This window comes from Paraconexibacter algicola (assembly GCF_003044185.1).
GTDB lineage: Bacteria > Actinomycetota > Thermoleophilia > Solirubrobacterales > Solirubrobacteraceae > Paraconexibacter > Paraconexibacter algicola.
This window is the reverse complement of sequence record NZ_PYYB01000002.1, coordinates 62,547-81,016: the sequence shown is the minus strand read 5'-3', so window position 1 is coordinate 81,016 and position 18,470 is coordinate 62,547. Positions and strand designations below refer to the sequence as shown.

Annotated in this window: 13 protein-coding genes; 9 read left to right on the top strand and 4 right to left on the bottom strand. The window is 75.1% G+C overall.

The genetic code is table 11. From position 1 onward, the window contains the following. The first annotated feature begins 1 nt into the window (after window position 1). Complete coding sequence (gene hisS, locus C7Y72_RS14305) at window positions 2-1,261, top strand: histidine--tRNA ligase (protein ID WP_107569879.1); 1,260 nt, start codon at window positions 2-4, stop codon at window positions 1,259-1,261. 11 nt (window positions 1,262-1,272) lie between these two features. Continuing rightward, window positions 1,273-3,057, top strand: a complete 1,785-nt coding sequence (gene aspS / locus C7Y72_RS14300) for an aspartate--tRNA ligase (protein WP_107569878.1) — start codon at window positions 1,273-1,275, stop codon at window positions 3,055-3,057. A 56-nt stretch (window positions 3,058-3,113) separates the two neighbouring features. Here aspS and C7Y72_RS23385 read toward each other — a convergent pair whose 3' ends face one another. After that, window positions 3,114-6,155, bottom strand: a complete 3,042-nt coding sequence (locus C7Y72_RS23385) for a TolB-like translocation protein (protein ID WP_158276867.1) — start codon at window positions 6,153-6,155, stop codon at window positions 3,114-3,116. A 128-nt stretch (window positions 6,156-6,283) separates the two neighbouring features. Between C7Y72_RS23385 and C7Y72_RS14290 the strand changes: the two genes are divergently transcribed. Beyond that, the gene (locus C7Y72_RS14290) at window positions 6,284-6,994 is read left to right on the top strand and encodes a hypothetical protein (protein ID WP_107569877.1); all 711 of its coding nucleotides are present in this window, start codon (window positions 6,284-6,286) and stop codon (window positions 6,992-6,994) included. 6 nt (window positions 6,995-7,000) lie between these two features. Here C7Y72_RS14290 and C7Y72_RS14285 read toward each other — a convergent pair whose 3' ends face one another. Further along, window positions 7,001-7,696 carry a transglutaminase family protein gene (locus tag C7Y72_RS14285; protein WP_107569876.1) on the bottom strand — a complete coding sequence of 232 codons (696 nt, stop codon included), beginning with the start codon at window positions 7,694-7,696 and terminating at the stop codon, window positions 7,001-7,003. A gap of 11 nt (window positions 7,697-7,707) precedes the next feature. Here C7Y72_RS14285 and mnmA point away from each other — a divergent pair, with 11 nt between their 5' ends. The 6 genes from mnmA to C7Y72_RS14255 are packed head-to-tail and all read left to right on the top strand — an operon-like array spanning window position 7,708 to window position 16,611. Further along, on the top strand, window positions 7,708-9,138 hold the full coding sequence (gene mnmA / locus C7Y72_RS14280) for a tRNA 2-thiouridine(34) synthase MnmA (protein WP_107569875.1): 1,431 nt from the start codon (window positions 7,708-7,710) through the stop codon (window positions 9,136-9,138). Beyond that, window positions 9,135-11,735: an alanine--tRNA ligase gene (alaS, locus tag C7Y72_RS14275; protein ID WP_146175391.1), complete on the top strand. Its 2,601-nt coding sequence runs from the start codon at window positions 9,135-9,137 to the stop codon at window positions 11,733-11,735. The genes mnmA and alaS overlap by 4 nt, the downstream gene beginning before the upstream one ends. After that, on the top strand, window positions 11,735-12,139 hold the full coding sequence (gene ruvX / locus C7Y72_RS14270) for a Holliday junction resolvase RuvX (RefSeq protein WP_107569873.1): 405 nt from the start codon (window positions 11,735-11,737) through the stop codon (window positions 12,137-12,139). Before alaS ends, ruvX begins: the two co-directional genes overlap by 1 nt. A 1-nt stretch (window position 12,140) precedes the next feature. Next, on the top strand, window positions 12,141-13,970 hold the full coding sequence (mltG, locus tag C7Y72_RS14265; protein ID WP_107569872.1) for an endolytic transglycosylase MltG: 1,830 nt from the start codon (window positions 12,141-12,143) through the stop codon (window positions 13,968-13,970). A 27-nt stretch (window positions 13,971-13,997) separates the two neighbouring features. After that, a complete protein-coding gene (locus C7Y72_RS14260) occupies window positions 13,998-14,834 on the top strand; it encodes a shikimate dehydrogenase family protein (protein ID WP_107569871.1) in 837 nt (278 codons plus the stop codon). Then, a complete protein-coding gene (locus C7Y72_RS14255; RefSeq protein ID WP_107569870.1) occupies window positions 14,827-16,611 on the top strand; it encodes a GspE/PulE family protein in 1,785 nt (594 codons plus the stop codon). Before C7Y72_RS14260 ends, C7Y72_RS14255 begins: the two co-directional genes overlap by 8 nt. Before the next feature lie 12 nt (window positions 16,612-16,623). Here C7Y72_RS14255 and C7Y72_RS14250 read toward each other — a convergent pair whose 3' ends face one another. Both C7Y72_RS14250 and C7Y72_RS14245 read right to left on the bottom strand, forming a co-directional pair. Further along, window positions 16,624-16,818, bottom strand: coding sequence for a Rho termination factor N-terminal domain-containing protein (locus C7Y72_RS14250; protein ID WP_107569869.1), 195 nt, complete (start codon window positions 16,816-16,818; stop codon window positions 16,624-16,626). A 90-nt stretch (window positions 16,819-16,908) separates the two neighbouring features. Further along, complete coding sequence (locus tag C7Y72_RS14245) at window positions 16,909-18,399, bottom strand: calcium-binding protein (RefSeq protein WP_107569868.1); 1,491 nt, start codon at window positions 18,397-18,399, stop codon at window positions 16,909-16,911. Window positions 18,400-18,470 lie beyond the last annotated feature (71 nt).

The following is an 18,470-nucleotide window of genomic DNA, read 5'->3' as shown; positions in this document are numbered from 1 at the left end:
CATGCCCGAGAAGCTGCAGTCCCCCAAGGGCACGCACGACGTGCTCCCGGCCGACGCGGCCCCGCGCCTGGCCGTCGAGCGGGTCGCCCGGAAGGTCCTCGAGGGCGCCGGCTACCGGCGCGTCGAGACCCCGACGTTCGAGGCGACCGAGCTGTTCGCGCGCGGTGTCGGCGCGTCCACCGACATCGTCCAGAAGGAGATGTTCACCTTCGAGGACGGTGGCGGGCGGTCGATCACGCTGCGCCCGGAGGGCACCGCCCCGGTCGCCCGCGCCTACCTGCAGCACGGCATGCACAAGCTGCCGCAGCCGGTGAAGCTCTGGTACCTGTCGAGCTTCTTCCGCAACGAGCGCGCGCAGGCGGGCCGCTTCCGGCAGTTCTGGCAGATCGGGGCGGAGGCGATCGGCAGCGCCGAGCCCGTCGTCGACGCCGAGTCGATCGTGCTGCTGCACACGGTGCTGACCGAGCTCGGCGTGCAGGACCTGCACCTGCGGCTCGGGTCGCTCGGCACGCCGCAGACGCGCGCCGACTACCGCGAGAAGCTCGTCGCGCACCTGCGCGCCAACGAGGACCGGCTCTCGGAGGAGGTCCGCGGCCGGATCGACCTCAACCCGCTGCGCGCGTTCGACGCCGACCACCCCGGCACCCGCGAGGTCATGCGGACCGCGCCGCTGCTGATGGACGAGCTGGCCGCCGAGGACGCCGAGCACTTCGCGGAGGTCCGCGCCCACCTCGACGCGGCCGGGGTCCCGTACGACCTCGACCCGACGCTCGTGCGCGGCCTGGACTACTACGCGCGGACCGTCTTCGAGTTCACCAGCGGCGCCCTGGGCGCCCAGTCCGCCGTCGGCGGCGGCGGGCGCTACGACGGGCTGATCGAGCAGCTCGGCGGTCCCGCGACCCCCGGCACCGGCTGGGCGGCGGGGATCGAGCGGATCCTGCTGAGCGCCGGGCACCGGCCCGAGCCCGAGCCGGTCCTCGACCTCTACGTCGCGATCGACGGGGAGGAGCGCGACCTGCGCGTCACCGGCTTCCGGCTCGCCCAGCGGGCGCGCGCGGCGGGCCTCAACGCGCAGCTCGAGCTGGCCGGACGCTCGATGAAGGGGCAGCTCAAGCAGGCCGCTCGCAGCGGCGCGCGATACGTTGCGGTCGTGCGTTCCGAAGAGATCGGCCTGAAGGACATGGAGAGCGGTGAGCAGCACCCGGTGACGGGCGGCGTCGACGCCGTCGTCCACGACGTGCTCCGCGGGGGCACCCTGTGAGCGCCGGGGCGATGACCTCCGCGCCGGCCGCGAACGCCTACCGGGACACCTGGTCGGGCACGCTCACGAAGGCCGACGAGGGCCGCGAGGTCCGCGTCTCGGGCTGGGTGCACTTCCGCCGCGACCACGGCGGACTGATCTTCATCGACCTGCGGGACCGCTCCGGGCTCGTGCAGCTCGTCTTCCACCCGGACTCCTCGGGGGCCGCGTTCGCCGCGGCGGAGGACCTGCGCTCCGAGCACGTCGTCAGCGTCGCCGGTCGCGTGCTGGCGCGCGAGGAGGTCAACGTCAACCCGAACATGGCGACCGGCGAGATCGAGATCGCCGTCGCGTCGATGGACGTCCTCGCGGGCGCCCAGACGCCGCCGTTCCCGGTGAACGAGTCGACCCAGGTCGACGAGAACACGCGGCTGACGCACCGCATGGTCGACCTGCGCCGCGAGCACATGCGCGACGCGATGGTCCTGCGCCACGAGATCGTCCGCACGATGCGCGACACGCTCTACGGGGAGGACTTCCTCGAGATCGAGACGCCCGTGCTGACCCGCTCCACGCCAGAGGGCGCCCGCGACTTCCTCGTGCCGTCGCGGCTGCAGCCGGGCTCCTGGTACGCGCTGCCGCAGTCCCCGCAGCTGTTCAAGCAGCTGCTGATGATGAGCGGCTACGAGCGCTACTTCCAGGTCGCGCGATGCTTCCGCGACGAGGACCTGCGCGCCGACCGCCAGCCGGAGTTCACGCAGCTGGACCTCGAGATGGGCTTCGTGACCGAGGACGAGGTCATCGGCGTGATGGAGCGCGTGATGACCCGCGTGTTCGAGGTCGCCGACATGGCGGTCCCGCCCGCGCCGTGGCGGCGCATGGGCTACGACGAGGCGGTCCTGAAGTACGGGATCGACCGGCCCGACACCCGCTTCGGGATGGAGATCCACGACGTCGGCGCGCTCGTGGCCGGCTCGTCGTTCAAGGTCTTCCAGGGTCAGATCGACGGCGGTGGCGTCGTGCGCGCCTTCAACGCCGGCAGGCGCGAGATGTCCCGCTCGGAGCTCGACGGGCTCAACGAGGTCGTCAAGCGTCACGGCGCGTTCGCGACCGCGCCGATCTACGTCGGCGGGGAGGCCGGCTGGGTCGGCAACCTGGCGAAGTTCTTCAGCCGCGAGCAGATCGACGCGGTCAACGCCGAGCTCGAGGCGACCGAGGGCGACCTGCTGCTGTTCGTCGCCGACAGCGAGAAGGTCGCGGCGGCCGCGCTCGGCGCGCTGCGCCTGGAGCTCGCCGAGCGGTTCGGTCTCGTGGAGCCCGGGACCCACGACGTGCTCTGGGTCGTGGACTTCCCGATGTTCGAGCACGATCCCGAGCACGACCGCTACGACGCGCTGCACCACCCGTTCACCGCGCCGTCCGGGGACCTCGACGATCCCGCGTCGCTGCGCTCGCGCGCCTACGACCTCGTGCTCGACGGCACCGAGATCGGCGGCGGCTCGATCCGCATCCACACCCCCGAGGTGCAGGCGAAGGTGTTCGAGCACCTCGGTCTGGACGCCCAGGAGGCGCAGGCGCGGTTCGGGTTCCTGCTCGACGCGCTGAAGTACGGGGCGCCGCCGCACGGGGGCATCGCGATGGGCATCGACCGCATCGTCGCGCTGTGCGCGGGGCGCGAGTCGATCCGTGACGTAATCGCGTTCCCGAAGACCGCCAGCGGGGGTGACCCGCTGACCGGGGCGCCCGCGCCCGTCGACGCGCCGCAGCTGCGCGAGCTCGGCGTGAAGTCGCTGATCGAGGCGGCGCCGCCCGCGTAGGCGGGCGGACGCCCGGATCGAGCCCGGGGTGCCGACGCACCCCGGGACCGCGTCGCTCAGCGGCGGACGGTGAAGCGCCGCTTCGCGGGCGCCGACCGGTTGCCGGCCGCGTCGACGGCGACCAGCGTCGCGACGTACCGACCGGTCGGTAGCCCGCGCCCGCGGACCCGGCCGCCGAACCGGATCGAGCGGCTGCCGGCGGTCAGCGCCCTGGTCGTCGCGTAGCGCTGCGTCAGCCGCTCGCACGCCTTGCGGCGCCGGTTCCGGGACGTCTGCCTGCGGCAGGTCGTGCCGACCCGGCGGCCGGTGGACACGGACGAGAGTGTGAGCGTCACGCGCGCCGCCTCGTCGAGCCGCAGCCGCACGTCGAGCGGCCGGCCGCGGCGCGGGCGGGTCGGCGTGACGGTGACGCCCGTGACGCGCGGCGCGCGACGGTCCGTCGCTCCCGGCGCCCCACCGCTCCCGGGCGTGCCACCGGTGGTGCCGCCACCGGTCGGAGCGCCCGGACTGCTCGGCGTCGGGTCGGCCGGGGCGCAGGTGGCGCCCGCGGCGCGCAGCGCGACCTGCAGGCTGGCGGCGGGCGCGACGCCGAAGGTCACGCAGCGGCCGTCGGGGGACAGCGCGGCCCGCTGGCCGGTGACCGCGGTGCCGTCGGCGAGCCGCGAGACGTGCCGGGAGGTGCCCGCGTCGAGGTCGCGGAGCACGAGGTTCGTGAGCGCGCTCGGCGCGCCCGGCTCGAGCACCGCGGAGGTCGTCAGCAGCACGCGCCGACCGTCGGCCGAGAGCCCGACGAGGCCGACCGCGACCGCGGGGCTCGCCCCGGCGGGTCCGTCGGCCCGGCTGGCGAGCGTGATCGCGCCGCTGGTCAGGTCGCGGACCAGCACGTCGGGCGCGGCGTCGGTGTCCTGCGGGGTCAGGTCGGTCGCCTGGCTCACGACGGCGACCGTGGACCCGTCGGCGCTGAGGATGCCCGGGCCGCTGCTGCCGTTGCCGGGGCCTCCACCGGGCTTCTCGACGGCGAGGCGGTTGACCCCCGTCTCGAGGTCGCGGATGTGGGCCTGGACGAGCGGGCCGCTGCCGCCGTCGCCGAAGTCCGCGCCGGCCCCGGTGAAGGCGACCCGCCGTCCGGTGCCGTCGAGCTGCGGGGACGACACGAAGAGCGTGTTCGGCGCGCCCGTCGGACCCTGCCCGCGGGAGGCCAGCAGCGTCCGTCCGGCGGGGACGTCCCGCACGTGCACGCTGGGGACGGGGGAGGTGTCGCCGTCGCCGAGGTTCGTCGCCGCCGTGACCCAGGCGACCCGGCGGCCGTCCGCGCTGAGGACCGCGCCGGGAACGTTCGCGATCGCGTTCGGGGCCGCGCCGGCGGCGCCGTCGGCCCGGCTCACCCAGGTCGTGGTGCCCGCGGCGACGTCGCGCAGGTAGAGGTCGGTGAACCCGTTGAGGTCCGCCGGGTCCAGGCCCACCGCGGTGCTGAACAGGAGCTTCGTGCCGTCGGCGCTGAGCGCCTGGGCCTCCGTCCTCGCGGGCGGGATCGTGCCGTCGGGCCCGCGGCCGGCGACGACGACGGTGCCGGTGCGCAGGTCGCGCAGGACCGCGGCGGGGACGCCGGGCGCCAGGCCACGGGCGGGCTGGTCGGCGGTGAAGGCGACGAACCGCCCGTCCCGGGAGACCGTGCCCGCGGTGCTCGTCGCGGCCCCGCCGGGGTTCACGATCGCCGCCGTGCCCGCCGGGCGCGACACCGTGCGGGTGACGCGCGGGACGACGGTCAGGTCGCGCTGCACCGTGTGCTGGAACCGCGGGTCGAGGTCGTCCGCGAACGCGTCGACGGAGAACGCGGCGTGCAGGCCGTCGCCGGAGAGGTCGACGTCGACGGTCACCCCGGAGGCCTGGGCGTCCGACGGGCCGGTGCGGGTGACGAGCTCGGTCTGGTCGCCGACGACGCGCCGCACGAACGCGTCGGTCAGGCCGTTGGCGTCGGGGTAGCCGGCGTCGAGGTTCGTCGCGCGGGACAGGAACCCGACCGTCCGGCCGTCGTCGCTGAGCGCGGGATCGGAGGACTCGTCGTCCCCGGGCGTGCCGCCCGCCCGACGGGAGACCAGCGACGTGGTGCCCGACCCGATGACGCTACGGTGCACGTCCGGGAACGGGGTGACGTCGCCGTCCCCGATCGTCGTCGACGAGCTCACCCACGCGACGGTCGACCCGTCGCCGGAGAGGACGCCCTGGTACGAGGAGCCGGTCGAGGGCGCGCCGCCACCGCCGTCGACGCGCGACACGAGCTGGGTGGACGCCGGGAGCGCGAGCACGCGCAGGTACACGTCGGTCTGCCCGTTGGTGTCCAGGGCCCCGGCGATCGGCGCGTCGGTGACGAAGGTCGCGCTGCTGGCGTCGTCCTCGAGCGACGGGTCGTAGCCGGTGACCGCGGTCGCCGCCGCGCCGCGGGAGACGAGCTGCGTGGCGCCGGTGGCGACCGTGGTGGCGTAGACGTCGAAGGTCGCGTTGGTGTCGGTCACCGACGGGTCCAGGCTGGTCGAGTCGGTGGTGAAGGCCACGGTGGTGCCGTCGCCGGAGAGGTCACCGTCCTGGATGTCGCCGATCGCGCCGCCGCCGCTGACCCGGGAGGCGAGCGTCGTCGTGCCCGCGACGAGGTCGCGGACGTAGATGTCCGGGCCGACGTTCGCGTCCAGCGGGCTCGCCGACGCGGAGGTGAGGAACGCGGCGCGACGGCCGTCGTCGCTCAGCCCGACGGGCTCGGCGCGCAGCGTGCCCGCCGCCACGCCGCCGGGCACGCTCACCCGCACGACCGCGCCCGTCTGGAGGTCCTTGCGGAAGACGTCCTGGCCGCCGGGGACCGCGCCGGGGAGGCCCTCGCCGCTGGAGGAGAACAGCACGTAGCGCCCGTCGTCGGACTGCACCCGACGCGAGATCGTGGCCGCGTCCCCGTCGGGCTCGGGCAGCGGGGTGGCGAGGTCGTCCTGGCCGGAGACGAGCACCGTCGTGTCCGGGGCGACCGGGCCGGCAGCGGGCGCGGCGGCGGCCGGGCCGACGGTGATCGCGGCGGCGAGCAGCACGGCGCACGGCAGGGAGCGGGGGAGCATGGGCGAGAGGCTCGCGGCCCGGCGCGCGGGCGGCCACGACCCTGGGGATGAGGTCTGCCGACCCCCGCGGCCGTCCGCCCGGGGAGGGCGGGCCTCAAGTCCTGCGGGGGCGTGCCGATGCTCCCCAGGTGAGCCAGGTCTCCCGCCCCTACCAGTTCGCGCTCGGCGCGGTCCTGATCTTCGGCGTGCTGTGGCTGCTCGTGCTGCGGCCGTCGGACTCCGTGTCCGCCGAGCCGCCGCTCCCCGGGGCACCGGGCGCCGCGCAGACCGCCCCCGCGGCCGGGGCCGCCCCGGGCGTCGCCGGCCTCGGCAACGCGGTGGAGCGCGCCCAGGACGCCGTCACCACCAGTGGGACCGCGGCCGCGGCGACGCAGCAGGCCGCCGCGCAGGCCTCCGGCGAGGCGACCCCGGCGCCCGCGAGCCCGGTGAGCGCCCCGGCGACGGACGCCCCGACGTCGACCGCGGCCCCCGCCGCGGACGCGCCCGCGCCCGCCGGCCAGGCCACCCCGCAGGACCCGTCCCGCCCGATCCTCGACGCGGTCGCCCGCGGTGCGGTCGCCGTCGTCCTCTTCTCCGAGCGCAACGCCGCCGACGACCGCGAGGTCCGTCGCGCCGTGCGCGCCGTCTCCCGCCGCGACGGGCGCGTGCGCGTCGTCTCCGCCCCGATCGCCGACGTCGGCCGCTACGAGGCGATCACGCGCGGCGTGCAGGTGCTCGCCGCCCCGACCGTCCTCGTGATCGGCCGCGACCGGGCCGCGCGCACGATCGTCGGGTTCACCGGCACCGCGGAGATCGAGCAGCTCGTGGACGACACGCTGCGCCGCACGCGCGGCCGCTGAGCGCGCTCAGCCCGCCCGGCGCAGGGCGTCGAGCTCGCGTTCGAGCACGCCGCGCAGCTCGTCGTCGGCGGGCAGCAGCAGCCGCAGCTCCGCCGCGCGCACGGCGGCGACCCGGTCGCGGCGGCGCATGAACGAGCCGACGAGGTTGTTGAGGATCCGCATCGCCGTCTCGTGCGCGGTCCACGGCCGCACGTGCGGGAGCGCCGCGGGCTGCGCCCGGAACGGCGCGCCGCCGTGGAACGGGTCGAGCAGCAGCGGCGGCATCGCCCCGAAGTGCCCGACGACGTAGTGGCCGGGCAGCCCGACCCCGACGACCGGCAGGTCGGCGCGGCGCGCGACCTCCGCGTACACGACGCTCAGCAGGATCGGCAGCCCGCGGCGCCGCTCGAGCACCCGGTCGAGCATCGAGTTGCGCGGGTCGTCGTAGGTGTCGGTGTCCCCGGCGAAGCCGTGCGCGCGGCCCAGCAGCCGCGTCATCGCCGCGGCCTGGGCGCCCGCGTCGGCGTCGGCGCGGGCGACCTCCGGGTCCTCCGCGAGCTCGGCGCCGAGCGCGTCGAGGCGCGTCAGGGCGCCGCCGACGTCCACGCGGCCGAACTCGACCGCGATCGCGAGGACGAGGAGGTCGAGGCGCGGCTGGAACTCGGCGGCGAGGTCGGCGAAGAACGGTGGAGGAGCGTCGATGCGGACATTCTCCCGTGCCACACTCCCGGGGCGTGCCGGACGAGCGCTTCGCCGACCACCTGAGCTTCCCCCGCGGCCGCGGACACACCCCCGCGGGCGCCGTCGCCGGCAACGCCGGAGGCGCGCTGTGCGGCGATCTCGTCACGATCCGGCTGCGGATCGAGGGCGACCGGATCGCCGACGCCGGGTTCGACGCGGAGGGCTGCGGCGCGACGATCGCGGCCGGCTCGGCGGTCGTCGAGCTGCTCGACGGCGCGCACGTCCTGGACGCCGCCCGGATCGGCACGACGCAGGTCGCCGACGCCCTGGGCGGGCTCAGCGTCGGCAAGCTCCACGCCGCCGACCTCGCCGCGGACGCCCTGCACCGGGCGCTCGGCCGGGCGGTCCGCACGCAGGCCGCGGTCCCCGCCCCGCGCCCGGACGGCGGCGGCCGCACGCTCGTGGCGATGAGCGGCGGGGTCGACAGCGCGGTCGCCGCGCTGCTCAGCGCGCAGGACGCCACCGACGTCGCGACGGTGACGCTCGAGCTCTGGGCCGACGACGGCCACGACGGCACCCAGTCGTGCTGCAGCGCCGACGCCGTCCGCGGCGCCCGCGCGCTGGCGCACCGCATGGGCCTGCCGCACTTCACGCTCGACCTGCGCGCCGAGTTCCGCGCCGGGGTCGTCGACCCGTGGCTGGCCGACCACGCCCGGGGCCTGACCCCGAACCCGTGCGTGCGCTGCAACGGGCACGTCCGCCTCGACGCGATGCTCGACTACGCCGACCGCCTCGGCGCGGCGACGCTCGCGACCGGCCACTACGCGCGGATCACCCCCGACGGGCTGCTGCGCCAGGCCCTCGACGAGGGCAAGGACCAGGCGTACATGCTCGCCGCGCTGGCGCCCGGCACCATCGCCCGGCTGCGGTTCCCGCTCGGCGAGCTACGCAAGCCGCAGGTCCGGGAGCTCGCCGCGCAGGCGGGGCTGCCCGTCGCCCGCAAGCCCGACAGCCAGGACCTCTGCTTCCTCGCCGGCGTCGGACGCGCCGGGTTCCTCGCCCGCCACGGCGGCCCCGCGCTGGGCGACGTCCCGGGGGACGTGGTCGACCGGGACGGCACGAAGCTCGGCGAGCACCGCGGCCACCACCACCTCACCGTCGGGCAGCGCAAGGGCCTGGGCCTCACGGGCGGCACGGGCGAGCCGCTGCACGTGCTGCGCACCGACCCCGCGACCAACACGGTCGTCGTCGGGCCGCGCGCCGCGCTGGCCACCACGCACGTGCCGCTGCGCGACGTGACGCTCCACCGCGCGCCCGAGCGCGTCGACCGGGTGCGGCTGCGCTACCGCTCCCACGCCCTGCCGTGCACGCTGCGCGACGGCGCGGTCGAGCTGCACGAGCCGGTCCACGGCGCGGCGCCCGGGCAGGTCGCCTGCCTGTTGCAGGGCGATGTCGTCGTGGGATGCGCGACAATCGCCCGGTGACTTCCGACGAGATCCGCGAGACGTACCTGTCGTTCTTCGAGCAGCACGGCCACAAGCGGCTGCGCAGCGGCTCCCTGGTGCCCGCGAGCTTCGATCCGTCGGTCCTGCTCACCACCGCGGGGATGCACCCGCTCAAGCCGTACTTCATGGGCCTGGAGGCCCCGCCGGCGGACCGCCTGACCAGCTGCCAGAAGTGCTTCCGCACCCCGGACATCGAGAACGTCGGCGTCACCGCCCGGCACCTGACGTTCTTCGAGATGCTCGGCAACTTCTCGCTGGGCGACTACTTCAAGGCGGGCGCCGCCGAGTTCGCGTGGGACCTCTCGCTCAACGGCTTCGGCTTCGATCCCAAGGACATCTGGGTGACGGTCTTCGAGGGCGACCCGGCGCTCGGGATCGGCCTGGACGAGGAGGCCGTCGCCGCCTGGGAGGCGCTCGGCGTCCCGCGCGACCGGATCGTCCCGTGCCCGCGCTCGGAGAACTTCTGGCAGGCCGGGCCGACCGGTCCCTGCGGTCCGTGCAGCGAGCTGTACCTCGACCGCGGGGTCGAGTACGGCTCCCCCGACGACCTGCCCGGCGGTGAGAACGAGCGCTTCCTGGAGTACTGGAACCTCGTCTTCATGCAGTTCGACCAGGCGCCGGACGGCACGCTCACCCCGCTGCCGAACCAGAACATCGACACCGGCCTGGGCCTCAACCGCATGGCCCTGATCCAGCAGGGCGTCGAGACGATCTTCGACACCGACCAGTTCGTGCCGCTGATCGCGCTCGGCCGCGAGCTCGCGACCGGCGAGGCGGACGACCGCGCGCTGCGGATCCTCGCCGACCACACGCGCGGCATGACGTTCCTCATCGCCGACGGCGTCGTCCCCTCCAACGAGGACCGCGGCTACGTCCTGCGGCGCCTGATGCGCCGCGCGATCCAGCAGGGCCACCGCATCGGCATCGAGGGCGGCTTCCTGCCCCGCTACGTCGACGTCGTCATGGAGACGATGGGGACGGCGTACCCCGAGATCGTCGAGGAGCGCGACACGATCCTCAAGTGGGTCCGCGCCGAGGAGGAGGGCTTCGGCCGCACGCTCGAGTCGGGCCTGAAGATCCTCGAGGAGAAGGTCGCCGCGGGCAGCCTCGACGCCGCCGCCGTCTTCCAGCTGCACGACACGTACGGGTTCCCGTTCGCGCTGACCCAGGAGATCGCCGCCGAGCGCGGCCTCGAGGTCGACGAGGCGGGCTTCGACGCGCTCATGGACGAGCAGCGCGCCCGCAGCGCCGGGGGCGCGGGGGGCGGCAAGGCCCGCGTCGGCGGGGCGGCGGACGTCGTGCGCGCCCTGTCGGAGACCCCGACCGAGTTCACCGGCTACGAGCACCTCGAGGAGCACACGACCGTCGCGGGCGTCACCGAGCGCGACGGCGTCACGTACGTGAAGCTCGCGTCCTCGCCGTTCTACGCGGCGGGCGGCGGCCAGGTCTCCGACGTCGGCACGATCGCGTGCGAGGACGGGGACTGCGAGGCGGTCGTCTCCGGCGTGCTGCGCGCCGGTGAGGACCAGGCCGTGACCGTCGAGCTGCGCACCGGCACGCTGAAGGACGGGGAGCGCGTCGTCGCGCGCGTCGACCCGACCGCCCGGCACGCCACGCAGTGCAACCACACCGCCACGCACCTGCTGCACGCCGCGCTGCGCAAGCACCTCGGCACGCACGTGCGTCAGGCCGGGTCGGCGGTGCAGCCGGACAAGCTGCGCTTCGACTTCAGCCACGGGCAGCGGCTCAGCCCGCAGGAGCTCCAGGCCGTCGAGGACGACGTCAACGGCTGGATCCTCGAGAACCATCCGGTGCGCGCGATCTCCACGACGCTCGACGAGGCCAAGGCGCTCGGCGCGATGGCCCTGTTCGGCGAGAAGTACGGGGACGTGGTGCGGATGGTGTCGGTCGGGGACGGCTCGTTCTCGCGCGAGCTGTGCGGCGGCACGCACGTGCGCAGCACCGCGGAGATCGGCCTGTTCAAGATCACCAGCGAGGGCTCCAGCGCGTCGAACGTCCGGCGCATCGAGGCGGTCACCGGGCCCGCCGCGGTCACGCTCGTGCGCGAGCACGACGCGCTGCTGCGCGCGAGCGCCGACGCGCTGCGCACGCCCGTCGACCAGGTGCCGGACGCGATCGCCGCGCTCCAGGCGAAGGTCAAGGCGGCCGCCAAGGCGCAGGCCGCCGGCGCCGCCGCCGGGGTCGACCCGGCGCAGGTCGCCGCGGGCGCCCAGGACGTCGGCGGCGCGAAGGTGCTGGTCGCCGCCGTGGAGGGCGTCGGCGGCAAGGCGCTGCTCGAGCTCGCCGACAAGGTCAAGGGCCAGGTCGGGGAGGACGCGGCCGTGGTGCTCGGCAGCGCCGCCGACGGCAAGGTCGGGCTCGTCGCGCTCGTCACCCCGTCGCTCGTGGAGCGCGGTGTGAAGGCGGGGGAGATCGTCAAGCTCGCCGCCCAGATCACCGGCGGGGGCGGCGGCGGCCGCGACACCGCCGCGCAGGCCGGCGGCAAGGACCCGTCGAAGCTCGGCGAGGCGCTCGACGCCGCGCGGGCCGCGATCACCGGGGCGCTCGGCGGCTGATGCGGGTGCTCGCCCTCGACTACGGCAGCGCGCGCTGCGGCTGCGCCGTGACGGACCCGACCGGGACGATCGTCACGCCGATCGACGAGGTGCTGCGTCCCGGGACCCGCAAGGGCTTCAACCGCGTGCTCGGCGTCGTGCGCGAGCGCGGGATCAAGCGGGTCGTCGTCGGGCTGCCGGTGACGTTGCGCGGGACCGACAGCGCGCAGACCGCCGAGGTCCGCGCGTTCGCCGCGAAGCTCGCCGACGCCGTCCGCGTCCCGGTCGAGCTGTACGACGAGCGCTACACCACCGCGATCGCCGCCCAGCGCGGCGGCGCCACGAGCGAGGATTCCCGGGCGGCGGCCGTGCTGCTCGAGGACTGGCTGACCGCGAACGCCGCGCGAGCGGGGGAGGGGGTCTGACATGGGCCTGTTCGGAGGCAAGGGCGACACCGGCGGGGGGCCGCGCGACGCGCACGAGCGCGAGCGGGCCCGGCTGGAGCGCGAGGTGCGGCGCGCCGAGCGCGCCGGCGAGCGGCCGGCCGCCGACGTGCTGGCCCGCCTCGCGGAGCTCGACGGGGCGTCGGCCCGGGCCGCGGCGCCCGCGCCCGAGCCGCCCGTGGCCGAGCCGACCGCGCCGCCCGTGGCCGATCCCGTGCCCGCCGCCGAGGTGCCGCCGACCGCCGCACCGCAGGCCGACTGGTTCGACGGCGCCGACACGCCCGCGCCGGCCGCGCCGCCGGTCGCGCGCGAGCAGCGTGAGCCGACCCCGCCCCCGGTGCCCGAGCCCGCCGTCCCGCCGGCCCCGGAGCCCACCGCGCGACGCGAGCCCGAGCCCGTCGAGTGGGCGCAGGACACCGGCACCTGGGACGTCCCCGACCGCGCGCCCGTCGCCGACGGGCCCGAGCCGACGTTCGGTCGCGACGAGCCCGCGCCGCCGATGACCCCGGAGCCCGCCCCGATCGCCCCGGCCCGGCGCCGCTCCTCCGTGCCCCCGCCGCCCCGCCGGCCGCAGCGGATCTTCACCGACGAGCACGACGCGCTCCCGGCGAGCGCCCGCTACGCCGACGAGGACGACGACGCCCCGGTCGGGGTGCGCCGCGTCAGCGAGGCGCAGGCCGCCGCCGCGGCCGGTACGCCGGGTGCTCCCGCCCGCCCCGCGCGTCCCGCGGGAGCGCCCGCGGCCGCGTTCCGTCGCCCGCGCCGCCTCGCGGTGCGGCTCGTCGGCGTCGTCCTGCTGCTCGTGATCGGCGCGGGCGCCTGGTTCGCCAACGCGCTCTGGCAGCCGTTCGCCGGCGACGGCGGCGACCGCGTCACCGTGCGCATCCCCGAGGGCGCGTCGGCGAGCGAGATCGGCGACCTGCTGGCCGAGCGCGGCGTCGTCGACTCCGGGTTCTTCTTCAGCCTGCGCGCCCGAATGAGCGGCGACCGCGACAAGCTCCGCGCCGCCACGTTCACGACGCTGCGCGAGGGCATGACCTACGAGGCGGCACTGGCCGAGCTGACCAAGCCCGTCCCGGTCGTGCGGACGATCACGGTCACCGTGCCCGAGGGCCGCTCGCGGCGCGAGACCGTCCCGATCATCCGCGAGTCCGGCCTGCGCGGCGGCTACCTCAACGCCACGAAGAAGGTCGACGGCTTCTCGCCGCGGCGCCTGTACGGCGCGCCGTCGGGCGTCCGCGACCTCGAGGGGTTCCTGTTCCCGGCCACCTACGAGCTCCGCAAGGGCGCGAACGTCAAGGACCTCGTCGTCAAGCAGCTCGAGGCCTTCCAGGAGCAGTTCGCCACGCTCGACCTGCGCGCCGCCCGGGCGAAGAACCTCAGCGCCTACGACGTCCTCATCATCGCCTCGATGATCGAGCGGGAGGCCGCGCTGGACAAGGAGCGGTCGCTGATCTCCGGCGTCATCTACAACCGGCTGAAGCAGGGCATCCCGCTCGGCATCGACGCGACCATCCGCTTCCGCCTGAACCAGTGGACGCAGCCGCTGAAGGTCAGCGAGCTGAACATCGACAGCGACTACAACACGCGCACCCGGCAGGGACTGCCGCCCGGCCCGATCGGCAACCCCGGGATCAAGTCGCTGCGCGCCGCCGCGAAGCCCGCGAAGACGAAGGCGCTCTACTACGTGGTGAAGCCGTGCGGCAACGGGGCGCACGCGTTCAGCGCCACCGACGCGGAGTTCCAGGAGGACGTCGCCGCCTACAACCGCGAGCGCGACAAGCGCGGCGGCCGCGACCCGAGCCGCTGCTGAGCGCCCGCCGCGCGTAGGGTCCGCGGCATGCCCCGCCTCGGTGTCCTCGGCTGGCCGGTCGCGCACTCCCGCTCGCCCGCGATGCACGGTGCGGCCCTGCGCCGCACCGGCCTCGACGCCCGGGGCTGGACCTACCAGCTGCTGCCGGTGCCGCCCGCGCTGTTCGACGAGACGGTCCGGGCGCTGCCGGCCACCGGGTTCGTCGGCGCGAACGTCACGATCCCGCACAAGGAGGCGGCGCTCGCGCTCGCCACCGACGCGACGCCGCGCGCCCGCGCGATCGGGGCCGCGAACACCCTGACGTTCGGGGCCGACGGGGCGATCCACGCCGACAACACCGACGCGCCCGGCACGATCGCGGCCCTGCCGCAGGACCTCGCGCTCGACGGCGCCCGCGCGATCGTGCTCGGCGCCGGCGGCAGCGCCCGCGCGGTCGTGTGGGCGCTGCGCGAGGCCGGTGCCCGCACCGCGGTCTGGAACCGCAGCCCCGACCGCGCGCGCGAGCTGGCGGCCGACCTCGACGTCGAGGCGCTCACCGCGATCCCGTCCGGCGGGGCGGAGCTGCTGGTCAACTGCACCGCCGTCGGACTGCACGATCCGGCCCGCACGTTCAAGGATCTGCCCGTGAATGCCGATGGCCTTGGTGACTTCCGCTGCATCGCGGACCTCGTCTACCGCCAGGGCGGCACGGAGCTGCTGCTGGCGGCCGGACGGGCCGGATGCGTCGTGGTCGACGGGCTGGAGATCCTCGTCCGGCAGGGAGCCCTGAGCTTCGAGCGCTGGACCGGGACGACGGCACCGCTCGACGCGATGCGGGAAGGCGCCCGTGGACCTGCAGACACCAGACCAAGCCCAGATGCCTGAACCCGCGCACCTGCGACCGGTGGACGCCGACCCCCCGGCAGGGTCCGAGCCGTCCCGCGGCCCGGGCTGGGACGGGATCACGCGGCCGGTCACGCGCGGCGGCACGGGCCGGTTCCTCACCGACGTGATCGTCGAGATCGGGGCGTGCGACCGCGACCGCGTCGACCAGGCGATCGAGACGGCGCGCAGCTCCGGTGTCACGCCCGAGCAGGTGCTGGTCGACCAGGGCGCGATCACGCAGGAGGCGCTCAGCCGCGCGATCGCCGAGCGGTTCGGCCTCGACCACCTCGACCTCACGGCGTTCTCCGTCGACATGGGGGCCGCGAACCTCATCAACAACGCGGCCGCCAAGCGCTACGACGCGGTGCCGGTCGCGTTCCTCGGGGACCGCGGGCTGCTCGTCGCGATGGCCGACCCCAGCAACGTCCTCGCCGTCGACGACATCGCGCTGATGACCGGCTACGAGGTCCGCGCGGCGGTCGCCAGCCGCGAGGACATCGGGGCGCTCGTGTCGCGCCTGACGCGGCTGGACGACGTCGTCGCCTCGGCGACGTTCGCGCAGGACGAGGAGGACGCCTCCGGGGCCGCGGAGATCGTCGACCTGCGCGAGTCGGCCGACGACGCGCCGGTCATCAAGCTCGTCAACCAGATCGTCGCGCAGGCGGTCGAGCAGGGCGCCTCGGACATCCACCTCTCTCCGGACGGCACCCAGCTGCGCGTGCGGTTCCGCGTCGACGGGGTCCTGACCGAGACGACGACGGTCCCGCGCCGGATGGTCAACGGCGTGATCAGCCGCGTGAAGATCATGTCCGACCTCGACATCGCCGAGCGGCGCGTCCCGCAGGACGGTCGCGTCGGCCTGACGATCGACGGGCACGCGGTCGACCTGCGCGTCGTCACGCTCCCGAGCGTGCACGGCGAGAGCATCGTGATGCGCATCCTCGACAAGTCGAGCGTCGTCATGGAGCTCGACAAGCTCGGCATGGCGGAGGGGGAGCTGCAGCGGTTCCGTCGCGCCTACCAGCAGGCCTACGGGGCGGTGCTCGTGACCGGGCCGACCGGCTCGGGCAAGTCGACCTCGCTGTACGCGGCGCTCGGCGAGGTCAACACGCCGGACAAGAACATCATCACGATCGAGGACCCGGTCGAGTACCAGCTCACCGGCATCACGCAGGTGCAGGTGAACCCGAAGGCGGGCCTGAGCTTCGCGACCGGGCTGCGGTCGATGATGCGCGCCGACCCCGACGTGATCATGGTCGGGGAGATCCGCGACCGCGAGACCGCGCAGATCGCGGTCGAGTCCGCGCTGACCGGCCACCTCGTGCTGTCGACGCTGCACACCAACGACGCGCCCACGGCGATCACGCGGCTGATCGAGATGGGCATCGAGCCGTTCCTCGTGGCGAGCGCCCTGGACTGCATCGTCGCGCAGCGGCTCGCGCGCACGCTCTGCTCGCACTGCAAGCGCCGCGTCATCCTCAGCGGCGAGGTGCTCCGCGACAGCGGCTTCCCGGCCCGTGCGGACGTCGAGGGGTACGAGCCCGTCGGCTGCGCGCGCTGCGGCAACACCGGCTACAAGGGCCGGATCGGCCTCTACGAGGTGATGGCGATGAGCGAGGAGATCCGCGATCTCACGATCGCGCGCGCCTCGGCCGACCGCATCGCCGAGACCGCGGTGGCCCAGGGGATGCGGCGGCTGCGCGAGGACGGCCTGGAGAAGGTGCGGCTGGGCCGCACCTCGATCTCCGAGGTCGCGCGCGTGACCGGGACGAACTGAGCGCGGCGGGGACTAGCCGCGCCGCTTGCGGGTCGCCCGGGTGCGGGCCGCCTTGCGGCCGGCGATCGAGCGGACGAGCTCGTCCTTCGTCATGTTCGATCGGCCGTCGACGCCCAGTTCGCGGGCCTCGTCGTAGAGCTCGTCCCGGGTACGGTCCCGACGGACCTCCCGGACCTTGACGTGTGCGTACTGCCGGACGGGTGCCATGGGGGAACTCCTTGCGTTGCTCACCCTCGGGCTACCCCCTCGTCCAGGAGGGAAACCCGCTCCGCGCGGCCGTGACCGTGGCCAGGTCCTCTAGCGCCCCAGCGTCACGGATGCGCGGGTCCTGCCGGCGACGACCGTGAGCGTCGCGCGCTTCGCCGTGCGCAGCGCGCGGCGCCCGGTCTTGGTGAGCTTGAGGGTGACCGTCGCCGTGCCGCCCGCGTCCGCGCGTCCGCTGCCGGTGGCGACGGTCTTCCCGGAGCGCAGCGCCCTGACCGTGAGCTTCTCGCCCGCCCTGCGCCCGATGAGCTTCAGGGCCAGGCCCTTGGCGCGCAGCGTCCTGAGCGAGCGGGCGCCGGCGACGGTGATCTTCGCGCCGCTCGCGCCCGACCCGCCGCCGCTGCCCGGAGCCGGGACATCGGGGTTCTGGCCCGGGGTGCCGCCGCCGCCTGCGGCGCCGCCGACGCGCGTCACGGTCTCGCAGTCCGGGGCCACGGTGTCGATGACGTCGGCCCTGACGGCGTCGACGCCCGGGCCGCAGGAGATCGTGTCGGCCTCGCCGTCCACGGCGTCGACGGTGTCGGCGGCGGACCCGGGGGAGAGGTCGCAGTGGTACTCGTTGCAGCGGCCGGTGCGGTCGGCCTCGATGCGGTCGCGGCCGGGGCCGCCGGTGATCGTGTCGTTGCCGTAGCCGCCCCTGAGGTCGTCGTTGCCGGCTCCGCCGTCGATGACCTCGTCGCCGTCGGTGCCCCGGACGACGTCGTCGCCGCCGAAGGCGAGGATCTCGCCGTGGCCGCCGACCTCGGTCGGGAGGATCTGCTCGGCGGCGTCCGTGCCACGGAAGCGGACGCTGCTGCCGCTCTGGACGACCTCGACGTTCGTGACGTTGTCCTGCTCGCCCTCGATGCCGTCGTCGGCGACACCGTCGAGGGTCACGGTGGCCGGACTCAGGTCGTAGGCGTCCTGGTGCATCCAGTCGACGACCTTGTCGACGCCCGCGCCGCCGTCCAGCACGTCGGCGCTGCGGGTGGTGGTCCGTCCCTCGCCGACGAGCTCGTCGTTGCCGTCACCTCCGCGCAGGACGTCGGCGCCGCCGCCGCCGGTGAGCTTGTCGTTGCCGGAGCCGCCGTCGAAGACGTTGTCCATGCCGTCGCGCCACCCGACGAGCTCGTCGTTGCCGTCGCCGCCGAAGACGACGTCGGCACCCGTGGTCTCGAGGGAGTCGTTGCCGGGGCCGAGGTGCACGGTCGCGAACGGCGCGGTCGTCTCGTACAGGTTCCCGTTCACGCGGTCGTCGCCGCCGAGGAGGTCGACGGTCATCCCGCCGGACGGGATCGGGCAGGTCACCTCCTTCTCGTGCTCGTCCCCGCTACAGCCCGCGCGGGCGATCATCGGGGCGCCGCGGACGTACAGGAGCCCGTCGTAGATCTGGTAATCGATGGCGTCGGGACCCTCGGTGCCGGTGACGACGACCTTGTCGCCCCGGACCTCGACGGTCGTGGCGTGGGCGGCGGTCGCCGGGATGAGCGCGAGCGCGGCGGCGAGCGCCGCGATGGTGGTCGTGGAGGAGGCGGTGGAGAGCATGGTGGGCAGCCTGCCGCCGCGCTGCCGGGGTGCCATCGGGGGATTGCCCCTTTCGCCTCCCGACTAGGGTT